Annotated in this window: 11 protein-coding genes; 9 read left to right on the forward strand and 2 right to left on the reverse strand. The window is 57.0% G+C overall.

From position 1 onward, the window contains the following. Nucleotides 1-126: 126 nt before the first annotated feature. The 9 genes from ED236_RS11800 to ED236_RS11845 all read left to right on the forward strand — a co-directional run bounded on the left by ED236_RS11800 (nucleotide 127) and on the right by ED236_RS11845 (nucleotide 13,628). On the forward strand, nucleotides 127-1,359 hold the full coding sequence (locus tag ED236_RS11800; protein ID WP_123238267.1) for an AmpG family muropeptide MFS transporter: 1,233 nt from the start codon (nucleotides 127-129) through the stop codon (nucleotides 1,357-1,359). Beyond that, nucleotides 1,352-2,017, forward strand: a complete 666-nt coding sequence (locus tag ED236_RS11805) for a sulfite exporter TauE/SafE family protein (RefSeq protein ID WP_123238191.1) — start codon at nucleotides 1,352-1,354, stop codon at nucleotides 2,015-2,017. The genes ED236_RS11800 and ED236_RS11805 overlap by 8 nt, the downstream gene beginning before the upstream one ends. A gap of 284 nt (nucleotides 2,018-2,301) precedes the next feature. Next, a complete protein-coding gene (locus tag ED236_RS11810; protein ID WP_162299624.1) occupies nucleotides 2,302-5,013 on the forward strand; it encodes a glycosyltransferase family 2 protein in 2,712 nt (903 codons plus the stop codon). A gap of 308 nt (nucleotides 5,014-5,321) precedes the next feature. Beyond that, nucleotides 5,322-6,992: a hypothetical protein gene (locus tag ED236_RS11820; RefSeq protein ID WP_193726108.1), complete on the forward strand. Its 1,671-nt coding sequence runs from the start codon at nucleotides 5,322-5,324 to the stop codon at nucleotides 6,990-6,992. A gap of 406 nt (nucleotides 6,993-7,398) precedes the next feature. Continuing rightward, a complete protein-coding gene (locus ED236_RS11825; RefSeq protein ID WP_123238195.1) occupies nucleotides 7,399-7,869 on the forward strand; it encodes a hypothetical protein in 471 nt (156 codons plus the stop codon). Nucleotides 7,870-8,011: 142 nt separating this feature from the next. Next, entirely contained in the window at nucleotides 8,012-9,058 is a 1,047-nt protein-coding gene (locus tag ED236_RS11830) for a tetratricopeptide repeat-containing glycosyltransferase (protein WP_162299625.1), read from the forward strand. Between the two features lie 514 nt (nucleotides 9,059-9,572). Further along, nucleotides 9,573-10,877, forward strand: a complete 1,305-nt coding sequence (locus ED236_RS12520) for a hypothetical protein (RefSeq protein ID WP_162299622.1) — start codon at nucleotides 9,573-9,575, stop codon at nucleotides 10,875-10,877. A 423-nt stretch (nucleotides 10,878-11,300) separates the two neighbouring features. Continuing rightward, nucleotides 11,301-11,843: a hypothetical protein gene (locus tag ED236_RS11840; RefSeq protein ID WP_123238197.1), complete on the forward strand. Its 543-nt coding sequence runs from the start codon at nucleotides 11,301-11,303 to the stop codon at nucleotides 11,841-11,843. Nucleotides 11,844-11,945: 102 nt separating this feature from the next. Then, entirely contained in the window at nucleotides 11,946-13,628 is a 1,683-nt protein-coding gene (locus ED236_RS11845) for a ShlB/FhaC/HecB family hemolysin secretion/activation protein (RefSeq protein WP_162299626.1), read from the forward strand. A 9-nt stretch (nucleotides 13,629-13,637) separates the two neighbouring features. Here the strand turns inward: ED236_RS11845 and ED236_RS11850 are convergent, their stop codons facing one another. Together ED236_RS11850 and pip are read right to left on the reverse strand one after the other, a co-directional pair. Beyond that, entirely contained in the window at nucleotides 13,638-14,936 is a 1,299-nt protein-coding gene (locus ED236_RS11850) for a YhjD/YihY/BrkB family envelope integrity protein (RefSeq protein ID WP_123238199.1), read from the reverse strand. Further along, nucleotides 14,929-15,891 (reverse strand): prolyl aminopeptidase, encoded by a 963-nt coding sequence (gene pip / locus ED236_RS11855; protein ID WP_123238200.1) that lies wholly within the window; start codon nucleotides 15,889-15,891, stop codon nucleotides 14,929-14,931. Before pip ends, ED236_RS11850 begins: the two co-directional genes overlap by 8 nt. Nucleotides 15,892-15,972: the final 81 nt, after the last annotated feature.

A 15,972-nucleotide genomic window follows, 5' to 3' on the forward strand; every position in this document is an offset into this window, starting at 1 on the left:
GGTCGCCGCACGTGCGTCAGGCTTACAGAATGCGCGTTTGGCCTGCCGATTTGCAGCAGGCAGGCGGGAATGGCGGCCATCCGCTATCATGCTGTTAGCTCGCGATTTCACTGGACTGCACGCGTCATGACCTCCTATCTGGAAATTTTCCGTAGCCGCCGCGTGGCGGTGATCTTTCTGCTTGGCTTTTCCTCCGGCCTGCCTTTGGCGCTGACCGGTGGCACCTTGCAGGCCTGGATGACGGTGGCAGGGGTGGATCTCGCCACCATCGGTATCTTCACGCTGGTTGGTCTGCCTTATACCTGGAAATTCCTCTGGTCGCCGCTGATGGACCGCTTCGTGCCGCCTTTGCTGGGACGCAGACGCGGCTGGATCGCGGCGACCCAATTACTGCTGGCGCTGGGCATCGCGGCGATGGGTGCCATGGACCCGGTCAACATGCCCTGGGCGCTGGCGGGATTGGCGGTACTGGTGGCGTTCAGTTCCGCCTCGCAGGATGTGGTGTTCGATGCCTACCGGGCTGATGTCTTGCGCCCGGCTGAGCGCGGCATCGGGGCGGCGGTCTCGGTGCTGGGCTACCGCCTGGCGATGCTGGTGTCGGGCGCACTGGCCCTGATCCTGTCTGACCTCATCGGTTGGCAGCAGACCTATTGGCTGATGGCCCTGCTGATGCTGGGCGCCATCGCCGCCACCCTGTTCGGCCCCGAGCCGGAGACACAGATCACGCCGCCACGCACGCTGGCCGAAGCCGTGGTGGAGCCTTTGCGTGAATTCTTCTCGCGCCATGGTGCCTGGGCCTTGCTGCTATTGATCGTGCTCTACAAACTGGGTGATGCCTTCGCAGGCTCCCTGACCACCGCATTTTTGATCCGTGGCGTCGAGTTCACGGCGACGGAAGTGGGGGCCATCAATAAGGGCATGGGCTTGATCGCCACGCTGGTGGGCGTGGTGGTGGGTGGAACCTTGATGATACGCTTGGGCTTGTTTCGCTCCTTGCTGCTGTTCGGCATTCTGCAGGCGGTGTCTAATCTGACGTTTATGTGGCTTGCCGCAGTGGGCAAAAGTTACTGGATCATGGCGCTGGCGGTGGGCATCGAGAACCTGGCCGGCGGCATGGGCACCGCCGCTTTCGTTGCCTTGCTGATGGCCTTGTGCAACCCCCGGTTCACGGCCAGCCAGTTCGCCTTGTTGTCGGCACTGGCTGCGGTAGGGCGCGTGTATGTGGGGCCCGTGTCCGGCTATCTGGTGGAATCCATAGGCTGGGTGACGTTCTTTGGCCTGACGTTTCTGATCGCGCTGCCGGGGCTGCTGCTGCTGTGGCGCTTGCGTGAACGTCTGCAGGCGCTGGATCATGCCTGAACTTTCTCTGTTATCGGCCTTGCTGGTGGGCTTGCTGGGTGGCGGGCACTGTGTCGGCATGTGCGGCGGGATCGTGGGCGCTGTCAGCATGACCTTGCCTGGCCAGCGTCCCAGGCTGCCGTTCCTGTTGTCCTATAATCTTGGTCGTATCAGCAGCTATGCGCTGGCTGGTTTTCTGGCTGGCCTGTTGGGCGCCAGCACGGTGTTCGTCCAGCATATCCTGCCGATCGAGAGGGTGTTGTACGGGCTGGCCAATCTGATGCTGATACTGCTGGGTTTGTACCTGGCCGGTGTCTGGCATGGCCTGACCTGGCTGGAGCGTCTGGGCAGTCAGGTCTGGCGCTGGCTGCAACCATTGGGCAAGCGCTGCCTGCCGGTACGCTCGCTGCCGCAAGCCTTTGCCGTGGGTGCCGTGTGGGGCTGGTTGCCTTGCGGGCTGGTTTACAGTGTGCTGGTGGTGGCCATGGCCAGCGCCAGCCCGCTGCAAGGCATGGCGCTGATGCTGGCCTTCGGCTTGGGGACTTTGCCCGCGCTGCTGGGCATGGGGCTGGCCGCAGCACGCATCAAGGGCTGGCTGCAACAGGCCTGGCTGCGGCGTCTGAGCGGTGGCTTGATCCTGGGGTTCGGCCTGGTCGGCCTCGGTCATCTGTTGCGCTGAGCAGGTGATGACGCGCCTGATGATGGTGACTGAGCCGGCCATGCGGCGGCTTGCCAGCGTGCACTGCAGGCATGCGGGCGAACCAGCAACCAGGTCGGATTGCGGCAGCGCAGCCAGCTTGTAGTATGCTTAGCTATCAGTATGAATAGCCATCACCCCATCACCGCGTTCATGTACTCAGGCATGGTTCCTCTTAGGTCTTCCTACTGCTGGCCGCTGCTCCACGCCACACTTCCATGTCGACTTTTGCCTGTAGCAAGCGAGCCTGTAGCAAGCGAGGCTGCATGAAGCATTCCACCTCGAATGAACAGGTTTCATGGTGGGCCGCGTCCTCCCGCACGGCCGTCTGGCTGGCCCAGCAAGGCTGGCGTCGCGTCGTCGCCTACCCATTGATAGCCACTGCGATCAACCGGCTGCGTTTCGTTTTTCTGCCTGCCTACTGGCGTGCCCTGATGCCAGTACGTCATCGCCATCAGCACGACACAGACAAGCTGGTGTTCCAGCTTGGCAGGCCCGCCTTGTGGCGTGGCGGCGGGCGCTGGTACTGGTGCTGGATGCATAGCCATGCTGACCTGTTGGCAACCTTGCATTACCAGCGTCATGGGCACGCGGATATCCATATCGAACTGACGCTGGTGGCTGGGTCACAGCGAGTGCCGCTATATATCCCCCATGCGTGTAGCGGGCTCTATCTGCATCTGCCCCAGACGACACCGTCAGCCGGTTTGCGTTTGCGCTGGCAGCGTCCGTTGGACAGCGTGAACGAGGCCAGTGCCATCCCGCGCGCGCTGCAGCTTGAATACGAGAAGCTCAACTGGTTGAATGGCAACGTCAGGGATTTGCAGCCTGTGCGTGAACTGACCACGTCCGGCATCGCCGGTTTTCGCTGGCAGACCGACGGCGGACCTGCCATCTTTGACATCCCGCACATCGTGCGCGTCGCCAAGGTCGGCTGGCACATGGTGGAGCTGCAGATCTTTTCCAACCGTCGCCATGCGGATGCTGCCTTGTTCCTGGACATGGGCGATGGCTATGCGGCTGAGCCTGACCTGGTGTTGCCGTTCCGTAATGGCAGCATGGTCAAGCGTTTGTGTTTTTTGCATCAACGGCCACGTGGTGCCCGACTGGTGGCGATCGATGGCGATGCCAGCTTCTCCATCCGGCATCTGCATTTTTCACCTATCCCGGCGTTCTTTGCCTATGACCGCATGTGTCTGCGGCTCAGCAAGCAATCACGCCAGTTTCAACAGCAGCCCATAGCCCAGGTGCGCCGCAGTGTGCGGCAGCTGGCGCGCCAGCAGGGTGTGCCGGTGCGACAGTTGCTGACCCAGTTATATGACCAGACCTTCCCCTTGAGTGGTCGCATAGGCGAGCAGCACCACTATGCGGACTGGATATCCCGCGTGGAGGCCCTGACGATACAGCGCCTGCAACGGCCTGCGGTGCCTGCAACGGCAAACCTCGTCTGGGTGTTGACGGTGCGTGCTGACACCGCGGCTGCGCAGTTGCAGGCCACGCTGCATGCTTTGCAAGCGCAGACCTACCCGCATTGGACCTTGTTGCTTCATGCCGAGGTGGCGGAGCAGGCCTCCACCTTGGTGGAGTGGGTGAAGGCGCAGGAGGATGAGCGCATCCACTGCTTAGCACAGCCGGCATCATGGGCGGACCTGGTGCCGCACACGGGCAGCTGCTGGCTGGGTTGGTTGCATGCAGGCGACCGATTGCCCGTTCATGCGCTGCAGCAATTCGCGCAGGCGGCTCAGCCTGGCATTGCGTTGATCTACAGCGATGAAGATCGTCTCGATGATAAAAATGCACGTTGTGCGCCGCGCTTCAAGCCGGACTGGAGCCCGGATCTGTTCTTGTCGCAACCGTATCTTGGCCGTGCGGTGTTGTGTCGCATGCAGGACCCGTTTGCCTTGCGCGCGGCCGCATCGCAGTACCGCGAGGCGGATGGATGGGTGTTACAGCATTTCGCGGCCCTGCCAGCGCAGGCCGTGACCCATATTCCGCATGTGCTGTATCACGCTGCCAGCGAGTCGGTCGGAACGCCGGGCCGCGAGCAGGCACTCGCGGCGCATTTCCTTGCGGCGGGTCAGCATGGAGTGAAGGTCGGGCCCGGATCAGTGGCAGGCGCTTACCGTATTCAATACCCGGTGCCCGCCCCTGAACCACTGGTGAGCTTGCTGATTCCGACGCGCGATATGCTGGATATCCTGCGTATCTGTGTGGATAGCATCCTTGAAAAGACCCGCTACCAGCATTTCGAGCTGGTGATCCTCGACAATCAAAGTGTGCAAGCACAGACGCTGGACTATTTCGCCCAGCTGCAGCAACAAGATGCGCGCGTGCGCGTGTTGCCCTACCCTTACCCGTTCAACTATTCCGCACTGACCAATTTTGGCGTAAATCATGCGTTTGGTGACATTATCGGTCTCATCAATAACGACACGGAAGTGATCAGCCCGGACTGGCTGACCGAGATGGTGAGTCAGGTGCTGCGTCCCGAGATCGGTTGTGTGGGCGCAAAGCTCTATTTTGATGACGACACCTTGCAGCACGCTGGTGTCATTCTCGGCATAGGCGGCATCGCTGGGCACTCGCATAAATATTTCCATCGCAGCGAAAACGGCTATTGCGACCGGCTGCAGCTGGTCCAGAACCTGTCCGCCGTGACGGCCGCTTGTCTGCTGGTGCGCAAGCAGGTGTTCAATGAGGTGGGAGGATTTAATGAAACCGCCTTGCAGGTCGCCTATAATGATGTGGATTTTTGTTTGCGCGTAGGTGCGGCCGGGTATCGTAATCTGTGGACTCCGTACGCGGAGCTCTACCACCACGAATCCAAGACCAGAGGGCGCGAGGACACGCCGGACAAGCTGGCGCGTTTTCGGCGTGAGGTGGATTACATGCAGAAAGTATGGGGCGATCGGCTGCGCAACGATCCTTATTACAATCCCAATCTGTCTTTGCAGATCGAGGATTTTTCCATACGTTGATTTACTTAGGTTTTAAGCTTAAGGGTATATTAGAATTTCAATAGCCTTGAAGTAGGCTTTTCTTTGGATGGTTGATTCGATAGTGTTAGCTCGTCGAAATGAATTTCCCCTTAAGTCTAAAGTTTTAACAAGCATTGCCGATATTGCTGTCGTGCACATGTATTACGCATCGGTTTCACCTGATTGCAAGGCTGAATATTTCAGTTTTTGCAAATGGCATGTATGTTGCTTTTCATGTGGCGCAGCGAGTAAAAAATTTCTTTATGTAGATGATTCATTTTGAATCACTCAGATCAGGAGCATTAATCATGAAATCGAAGCAAAAGGCTGCCAATGTAGCCGGCTTGGCGCTCATTTTGGGCATGCTGGCACTCAGTGGTTGTAGTGGTGGTAATTTATTCAGAGGTGATAGTGGTGGCGGCGGTGGTGGCGGTGGCGGTGGCGGTGGCGGTGGCGGTGGCGGTGGCGGTGGCGGTGGCGGTCCAGCTGCTTGTGCTACCGGGCTGGATTGCCTGCTCGAGTCTGTCGCCGATGGTACCGGTAACGGCATAGACCCGGTTCTGGATGGCTTGTCTCCAGTGACCGATCCGCTGGGCCAGGCGCTGGACCCCATTGTTGACCCCATCGCCGATGTGTTGTTGCCTGTCACCGATGCTCTGGAGCCCGTAGGTGATGTGATCGCTGACTTGACTGCCCCTCTGGGTGGTGTGCTGACCCCGACATTGGGCGCAGTTGGCGAAGTGGTTCAGGTAGTGTCCGATGCGCTCGGCCCCACCGTAGTCGGTTTGAGTGACACGCTTGGACCATTGGCTGACACGCTTGGTCCGGTTGTGGATACCGTTGGCGTGCTCGTGCCTGTAACGACTAATCTGGGCCACACCCTTGACGATTTGCTCGCAGGTTTGGGTCCTGTGGTGGGTACGGTAGATGGTTTGCTGGCGCCCGTTGCCCCAGTCCTGGATGGCGTGACCCCTGTGGTCGATGATCTGGTGGCTACGGTGAGTGATACCGCTGGTGGCTTGTTGCAACCCATACTGAATCCCGTTATCGGCCCTAGTGGCCTGGCACCTCTGACCAGTGCTCCTGGTGGCGTGAATACGCTGCTTGACCCACTGGTTGGTCCGGCAGGTCTGATCCCATTGGTATCTACCGCACCTACCGGCGACTTGTTGGGCGGTTTGCTGGGTGATGGTGGCCTGCTGGGCGGCGACTTGCTCGGTGGTCTGCCTGTCGTAGGCGGTTTGCTTGGCGGCGACCTGCTGGGTGGTGACTTGCTCGGTGGTCTGCCTGTCGTAGGCGGTTTGCTTGGCGGCGACCTGCTGGGTGGTGACTTGCTCGGTGGTGACTTGCTCGGTGGTCTGCCTGTCGTAGGTGGCTTGCTTGGCGGCGACCTGCTGGGTGGTGACTTGCTCGGTGGTCTGCCTGTCGTAGGTGGCTTGCTTGGCGGCGACCTGTTGGGTGGCGGCAGTCTGTTAGGCGGTGGTGATGTGCTGGACGTTGTCGTTGGTCAAAACGGACTGTTGCCACTGACTTCCCCAGACAATACCGGCCTGCTCGATCCGCTGGTTGGTCCGACCGGGTTGTTGCCTTTGACTGACGATGGTTTGTCTAGCGGCACAGGTCTGTTGGGCGGCGGTCTGCTTGCCCCCGTGACCGGTCTGTTGGGCGGCGAACTATTGGCTCCTGTGACTGGCCTGCTAGGCGGCGACCTGTTGGGAGGCGATGTGCTTGCCCCTGTGACCGGCTTGTTGGGCGGTGACTTGCTCGGCGGCAGTCTGCTGGGCGGTGGTGACGTTCTGGATGTTGTGATTGGCCAGAATGGTCTGCTGCCAGTGACCTCGCCTAACAACACCGGCTTGCTGGATGCTGTGGTTGGTCCAACCGGCTTGCTGCCTTTGACCGATGACGGCACTGCAAGCAGTGCAGGTGTTCTGGCACCTGTGACCGGTTTGCTGGGTGGTTTGCTGAACCCGCTCTAAACGTTAGAAGTACCCTGCGATTCAAGCTGGGTGTCGTATTGCAAAGGCCCGCTCATGTAGTGGGCCTTTGTTTTTGATATGTTGTATGCAATCAAGTCACGATTTGCCCGAATTTGTCTTAATATAGAGTTTGTTAAGATAGTTGTTAACCTCAGTAGTAGGTTGAGTCGCCAGTATATTGCTGCGCATGTCTCTGCATAGCTGCTATCTGTTACAAGTTTTGTGACTAGATTATTTATTTAAGGGAGAGACTTTCATGGCCTCGAAAGCGTTAAACAGAATCTTTCTGTATGCGGCAATAGGTGTCAGCAGTTTTACACTGGTTGCATGTGGTGGCGGGCGTTTGATCAATCAACCACCGCCGCCTCCACCCCCGGAAGCTTGCGCGCCTGCACTTGACTGTCTGTTGGAATCGGTTTCAACCGCAACTGGCGGCGTGGCTGATCCAGTGGTTGGTGCCCTCGATTCGATCACTGACCCGTTGGGCCTGACCTTGGACCCTGTACTGGACCCCGTGGTCGATCTCTTGCTGCCGGTGACGGACTCGCTGGCGCCTCTTGGTGATGTGGTAACGACTGTGGTCGCACCATTGAGTGGCGTATTGACGCCAGTGCTGGCACAAACTGGTGATCTATTGGCTCCTGTCTCTGATGCCATCGCGCCTGTGGTGGTGACTCTGGAGGGAGGGCTGGAACCGCTAGCCGAGGCCTTGGGGCCTTCTCTGGTCCCGGTGAGTGAGTTGCTCACGCCCGTGACAGTGGCGGTAGGTGATGTGGTGTCTGGCGTGCTGGGTACTGTGGCTCCGATCGCAAGTCCGACCAGCCCGACCAGCCCTGACCTGCTGAGTGGTCTGCTCGGTGGCCTGTTGGGCAACTGACTATACCCAGACTGTTGATTTGAGTTGATCATCGTTAAATAAACCCGCTTTTGCGGGTTTATTTTTAAGCGGTAGACAAATGGTGATATCAAAAATAAAAACACATGAAATCAGCACAGTCGATGTACGCATCGGTCTGTGCATGATCGTCAAGAATGAAGCCGATGTCATCCGGCGTTGCCTGGCTTCGGTGCGTCCATGGATAAGTCACTGGACCATCGTGGATACGGGCTCGACGGACGGTACCCAGGCCCTGATCCGCCAGGCGATGCAGGGCCTGGAAGGGGCTTTACATGAGAGGCCTTGGAAGAATTTTGGGCATAACCGTACGGAAGCGCTTCAGCTAGCCCGGCCGCATGCGGATTATCTACTGGTGATCGATGCCGATGAAGTGTTCCAAGTACGCAAAGGATTCTCCTGGCCCGAGATGCATGCAGATGCTTATTCGGTGCTGATCGAGCATGGTGAGACCTTGCGTTATCAGCGTACTTGCCTGTTCTCGACACGCAAACCCTGGTGCTACAAGGGCGTGTTGCATGAGTACCCGGATATGGGCGAGCCGTGTATCCCGCAAGTCATGGATGGTTTGTCGGTGCTTTACACCACGCAGGGCGCGCGCAGCAAGAACCCGAATAAATTTCGCGATGATGCCAAGGTGTTTGAGCAGGCGTTGCGCGATGAGCCCCAGAACGAACGTTACTGGTTCTATCTTGCGCAGAGTTGGCGTGACTGCGGCGAGTTGGAGCAGGCCATATGCTGTTACCAGCATCGTGCACAGCTGCCGGGCTGGGATGAAGAAACCTGGTATGCCTGTTATCAAGTGGCGCGCCTCATGGAACAGGCGGGCTATGAAGAGTCTTTGGTATTGAATGCCTACTTGCGTGCTTATGAGTTGAGGCCGCAACGTGCGGAATCCATGGTCTGGTTATTAGCATATTTACGCAGCAAGCAACGCTGGAGACTGGCTGCGCTGTTCCTGGAGCCATTGCTCAAAATAGCCACGACGGATGACAGATTGTTCGTTGAGCAGGACTGCTATGAATGGCGCCGTGCCGATGAGCTCGCACTGGTATTTTTTTATACAAATGACAAAACCAAAGCCAAACAGCTCTGGCAGCGCTTGCTTCAGTTGTATCAAGCGCCACAATCGGAGATTCAGCGTATAAAAAACAATATCGGCTATTGCTAAGCAAACTTGAATGGTGATAAAAAGATAGTGGGTGGAACTGTATTAACTATGAACGAATTTTTCGGGAGTAAAAACCATGGCAATTAAGAAAACAAAATCCACCAATAAAAGGGCCGTCGTTGCGCTTGCGCTGATCACGGTTTCTTTGCTGGTGACGGCATGCGGTAGCGATAAGGTACGTCGTTTTGATGGCACCCCAGGTGCTACCGGCGGTACGGGCCCAACCGGGGCTACTGGCGGTACGGGGGCAACTGGCCCAACCGGTGCTACCGGCGGCACGGGTGCTACAGGTCCAACCGGTGCTACTGGCGGCACGGGTGCTACAGGTCCAACCGGTGCTACTGGCGGTACGGGTGCTACAGGCCCAACCGGTGCAACGGGCCCGACTGGGGCTACAGGTCCAACCGGTGCTACAGGTCCGACTGGCGCTACAGGTCCTACGGGTGCAACCGGCCCAACCGGCGCTACTGGCCCTACGGGTGCAACCGGCCCGACTGGCGCTACAGGTCCAGGTGTGCTTGAAGAAGTGGTTGAAGTGGTGACCGATGCAACCGGTCCAATCCTGACTCCAGTCACTGGTTTGTTGGATGACACTTTAGGTACAGACACGCTGCTGGACCCGATTATCGGCGAAGATGGGCTGCTGCCTTTGACCAGTGATGCAGGTGACGTGACATTGCTTGATCCGCTGATTGGCCCAGATGGCATCTTGCCGCTGGCAGGTGGTGATGGTGGTGGCTTACTTGCTCCAGTAACCGACTTGCTCGGTGGCGATCTTCTTGGTGGTGATCTGCTCGGAGGTTTGTTGGGTGGTGACTTGATAGGCGGCGATCTGCTGGGTGGCCTGCCTGTTGTAGGTGACTTGCTGGGTGGTGATCTGCTGGGTGGTCTGCCTGTTGTAGGTGACTTGGTTGGCGGTGATCTGCTGGGTGGTCTGCCTGTTGTAGGTGACTTGGTTGGCGGTGATCTGCTGGGCGGTTTGCTGCCAATCACCAGTGGCTTGCTTGATCCGGTAATCGGTCAGGGTGGTCTGTTGCCGCTTACCACGCCTGCCGGCGGTGATTCAGTTCTGCTGGACCCTCTGGTTGGTCCAGATGGCTTGCTGCCATTGACGACGGGTAGCGCGGACGGCGGTGATCTGCTGGGTGGCTTGCTAGGTGGTGACCTGTTGGGTGGCGATTTGCTAGCGCCAGTGACTGACTTGTTGGGCGGTGATCTACTCGGTGGGGACCTGCTGGCCCCTGTAACTGGCCTGCTGGGTGGTGATTTGTTGGCTCCAGTAACTGATCTGCTGGGTGGTGGCTTGCCGGGCGTGGATGGTTTGCTGGATCCTATTATCGCTACGGGTGGTTTGTTGCCTCTGACTTCCCCAGACGGCACAGCTCTACTGGATCCTGTCGTGGGTCCAACTGGACTGCTGCCGCTTACCGATGGTGAAGTCGATGGTGACAACTTGCTGGCTCCAGTGACCGGCTTGCTTGGCGGTGATCTGTTAGGTGGTGACCTGCTGGCTCCAGTAACTGGCTTACTTGGCGGTGACCTCTTGGCTCCCGTGACCGATCTGCTGGGCGGTGGTTTGCCTGATGCAGGTGGCTTGCTGGCACCTGTAACTGGCTTGTTGGGTGGTGACTTGCTGGCTCCCGTGACCGACTTGCTGGGCGGTGGTTTGCCGGATACCGGTGGTCTGTTGACTCCAGTGACGGATCTTCTGGGTGGTGATTTGCTGGCTCCGGTAACCGGCCTGCTGGGCGGCGGTTTGCCTGACACCGGCGGTCTTCTGGCCCCAGTCACTGGTTTGCTCGGCGGTTTGGCACCATAACACGAGCGCTAACAGTTAAGACGTAAAAATAAAAAACCCACCTTTTGGTGGGTTTTTTATATGTTGTTGTGCCAAATAGATTGGAAAGCCCGAAATTAACTTGTTGTAAACATATCAATACACATCATTTGACACAAACGATGATGGCGTACCGGTTGCCGATGCTGACGCTGTCTTGTAGACTCCAACTGGTCTGCATATGACAATTTTTGTTCAACTGACGAGGAGATGGTTGTGAAGATCAATAAAATTAATCGTGCGGTTCAGCTGGCTGTTCTGGGTTCTGCATTAAGCTTTGCTGCTAACGCTGCAGCTGCAGAAGCGCCAGCCCCTGCACTGCCTGACGTCGGTGGCATTTTGACTGGTGTATTGGCTCTGGTTCCAGTTCCAGTGGCCTTGCCTGCTTTACCAGGAGTGCCTGGCTTGCCAGCGCTGCCTGATGTAGGCGCGACGGTTGAAGGTCTGGTTACGACGGTAACTGGCCTGGTGAATGTGCCTGATGTAGGCGGTACGCTGGAAGGTACCATCAATACCGTCAAGGGTTTGGTTGTTGTGCCAGACGTAGGCGGTTTGCTGAATGCTGAACTGGCTTTCGTTACTGGTCTGGTGAATGTGCCTAGCGTGGGTGGTATCGTGAATGACACGCTGGATACGGTGACGGGCTTGCTGCCAGCATTGCCTGCGCTGCCAGTTGCACTGCCAGTGGCTTTGCCTGACCTGACTCCGCTGGTTGGGGACACGGTCGACGGTTTGTTGATCACAGTGACCGGTCTGGTCAACGTTCCTGATGTTGGCGGTCTGGTCAATGGCACAGTTGCCACCGTAACTGGTCTGGTTGTGTTGCCTGATGTGAGTGATACCGTTAACGGTACGCTGGGTACGGTAAAGGGTCTGGTCAATTTGCCAGACGTTAGCGATACCATCAATGGTACGCTGGCAACGGTTACCGCCTTGCTGCCACTGTAATTTGCAAGTGTCATTCCCGGCTGCGTTGTAAAGCGGCCGGGATCCGTTTTTTGTGTGCTGATTTGGTCATCGATGCGTAAACCCCATAGCAGATCTGTGCTGTTGAAGTCTTTTTTAGTCTGGCCATGGGTGGTCATCGTTCCGCTCGTCAGCACTTCCTTGCTGGCTGAGGATAATCCAGTCAGCTCGCTGCCCAGTACTACAGATACCGCTCCCAAGCCGCAAAAGTCAGTCGAGATTCAAGGCACTCAAGAAGTATCTCCGGAGGTCAAAAAGATACTGGACACTGAGTTGGTCCCGGCAAAGATCGCCATCAACGGTGCGCGCGCAATTCCTTTTGAGGAAGTCGGCACCTATTTCAACGGCTTTGTGAACAAGAAGATCAAGGTCGCCGATCTGATCCAGGCGTGTAATCAGGTCACCAAGCTTTATCAGGATCGTGGTTTCCCGCTGTCCTTCTGTTTCATGCCAGCCCAAACCTTCAAAGACGGTAATGTGCAAGTGATGGTGGTGGAAGGGTATATCTCGTCTATCGTGATTACTGGCAACCCGGACAAGACCGAGAACAAGATCCGTCAGATCGCGGCCCCGCTGATCGAAGAGAAGCCACTGACTAAAAAGACCCTGGAGCGCTATACCGGCTTGCTGGCACAGATTCCCGGTTTGACGGTACAAGCTTCACTGCCCGTGCCAAAGAAAATCGATGGTTCAACCGAGTTGACGCTGGACGTCAGTCGCAAAGCCATTGGTTTGAGTGGACGTATCGAGGCGCTCGAGCCTACGGCGCGTGCCATTATCACGGCTCGTGCCAGTGGCAATACCTCGCTGGCGGAAGATGTGACCTTCAGTACCTTGTTGTCTGAGCGCGATGAAGAGTATTACGCGCTGGGTTATAGCATGCCGATCGGGCGCAATGGCATGCAGCTGGCTTTTGACGCATCGCATTACAACGGTAATCCACAAGACAGCAATAACCTGCCTGGCGTTGAACGGGATGTGAGTTCCTTGCGGCTGAGCACGACACTTTCATATCCATTGATGGTCAAGCGTGGCAAGAACCTGGTCGGCTCCGTCGGCTTTGCGGCGACCAACTTTGATGATGTGTCGCAATCGAGTACCGCCAAACTCAGTCAAACCACGGATGTACGTGCCGTGACCGCAGGCCTGAACTACACTACCTCTGCTCTAGGACAGGTGCGTCGCTTCCAGCTGGCGTTGTCACGTGGTCTGGATAGCCTGGGGGCAGATAAATCCATACTGCTGACACCAACCAATCAACAGTTTGACAGTCCGGTAAAGCTTGATTTCACCAAGACGGTGTTCAGTTTCACCCAGCAGAATGTGTTTGCCAACGGCTGGGGCGTGGCGGCGATGACGCGCGTCCAGCATAGTGACGATATTCTCCCCATATCAGAGCGGGTCGCATTCGGTGGTTTGCAGTTTGGCCGTGCCTTCCGTCCCGGTCGTATCTCAGGGGATTCGGGCTGGGGTGTTTCGCTGGAGCTTAACAAGCTGCTGCCCTATGGTCTGCAGTTGCCGATCTACAGTTTCAGTCGTATCCAGCCGTTCTTCCTGCTGGAATCGGCACGTACCTACAATGAGTCGAACGGCAGGCCAGTTGATGACATTGGTGCGGCATCCCTGGGTTTGCGTCTGATCAGTGATGACAGCAGTTTCTCTAATATAGACTTCGCTGTATCCAAAGCCATCGCAGGGCGGGATGAGCGCATCGATTCTTCGCAGGACTACGTGTTCACCGTCAACTTCGCGTTGCCACTCAACTAAGTAATTTGCTCAGGTCAGCGCGTTTTCAGCCAGGTTATGATGACTGATCTGCTCGCGTAGTCTGCGTGCCAGACCTTTCAGAAACAGCATGGCGAGCTGAGGGTCGGTGAGCAGCAGTGTTTCGAAGGTGGATTCGCTGATGATGATCAGCTCGGCTTGAGGCGATTGCACATAAGCGTCACTTAGTCTCGGCGCCTCTGCCAGCATCGCCATTTCGCCAAAATAGTCGCCAGCAACTACCAAACGTCTTTTCTCGCTTTCAAGCAACACTTCTCCAGAAATCAGGTAGTAAAGATCGCCACCCGGGTCGCCGCGCCGGAACACATAGTCACCGGCTTGGAGGGTCTTACCATACTGTTGCAGCAAGGCCTGCAAATAGTGGCGGTCCGTATTCGGTATCCCGGCAAACAAGCCACGCAATAGCAGCACATCTTTTCTTCTCAATGTGGCGATCAGTTCGGTGCCCAGTAAAAACACAGCGAAAGTGTAGTAAAGCCATGCGATCGAAATGAAGATGGTCTTCATGCCGCCGAATACGGCCCCATAAGACGGGTTGATGGACAGGAACAGGCTGAACGCAGGTTGCATGGCGACCCACAGGCAAGCGGTGACCAATGCGCTGAACAGGATATGCTGGAGTGCTACTGCTGCCGGGAAGAACAGCCGGTAGAACACCGCCACCAGCAGCGTGGTCAGGACTAATGAGCTGGCTGAGTTCAGCGCACGAAAGTAGGTCGCGTTAGGATGCAGGAAATGCAACACCTTCTCCAGCATCAGACCTGCTGCAGTGAACGCGAACAATAACAGCAGGATGCCAAGTACAGCGAGGATATCTTTGAACTTGCGCTTCAGGAAAGAGGGTACCTCTACCATCGAAGCCATGGTGTAGAACGCCGAGCGTAATGCAGCTGCCAGCGGCGTTACGATCCACAGCAGGGCCAGAATCCCGAACAGCCCCCAGGCGGCCTGATGACTGGAGACGTTATACACTTCTATCATGATGCGATTGCTGAGCTGCGGTAGCAGGTTGCTGGTCAGGATGGCGAGCTTGATGATGGCATAATCGGACGAGACGATCAGGTGGCTTAGCATGAAGAACATCAACAGCACCAGCGGGATCATGGCAAACATGGCATAGAAAGCCAGTGACGCCGAGATGCTGAATCCATTGTGCATGCGAAACGCATTCAGTGTTTCGAACAGGATGAACAAAGGCGTGCTGTAGCGCTTGCTGGCATACGCATCACGTGAACGTGTGATGGTCGGGTGGTGTATGAGGCGCTGCAGTGTGCGCAAAATCTCAGGCATTGGTGAGCAGGTGCTTGAAGCGTTCGGTGGCAGCAATCAGTGCATGACGGGTGCCATGTTCCATTGCTGAATGGCCAGCGTCTGCAATCATCTCCAGCGTGGCATGTGGCATGGCTTGTTGCAATTCCCATGCTGTCAGAGGCGGGCAAACCAGATCATAACGACCTTGTACGATGCAGGTCGGGATATGGGCCAGTGTGCATGCCTCTTGTAACAAGTTGCGGTGGCCTACAAAACACAGCTGCTTGATATAGTGGATCTGCACTCTGGCCCTGGCCAGCTGTACCTCATCACTCGCCGGAGTGCCGGCTGATTCTGCGGGTAGCAGGGTCATGATGCTGCCTTCATAGTCGTTCCAGCGGCGCGCTGCGGGAAAATGCACTGCGGGGTCGGCTGAAAAGATGCGACGGGAATAAGCGTCCAGTACCTCGGACTGTTCAGGCGTGGGCAGGTAGTCCAGCAGGGCTTGCCAGGCTTCGGGCACGAACTGCCGCGATTCGCCCAAGAACCAGTCGATCTCATGCTGGCGGCTTAGAAAGATGCCACGCAATATCAGACCCGATGGCCTGCTTGGATGAGCTAACGCATAGGCCAGTGCCAGCGTGCTGCCCCAGGAGCCGCCGAATACCAGCCATTTCTCAATGCCCAGGTGCGCACGCAAACGTTCAATGTCATCCACCAACTCATACGTGCTGTTGTGCTCGGTCTCACCATGAGGCGTGCTGCGTCCGCACCCGCGCTGATCCAGCAGGATGATGCGGTAGGCGGCCGGATCGAAGAAGCGACGCTGACCAGGGTTGCAGCCGCTGCCGGGGCCGCCATGCAGGAAAACCACCGGGATTCCTTCCGGGTTTCCACATTGTTCGAAATAAATGGCGTGGCCGTTGCCAACCTTCAGCCAGTCGCTGTGGTAGGGCTCAAGCGGAGGATACAAATTGTAAGTGTCGTTACACATAGGCTGGTTCTTATATTAATCAATGAGTTGTCGGTTTTTATTGGTCGGTTCGCGCGATCCTTGGCCTTGAAGCAGGTGGTT

This window comes from Pseudomethylobacillus aquaticus, assembly GCF_003730115.1.
Taxonomy (GTDB): domain Bacteria; phylum Pseudomonadota; class Gammaproteobacteria; order Burkholderiales; family Methylophilaceae; genus Pseudomethylobacillus; species Pseudomethylobacillus aquaticus.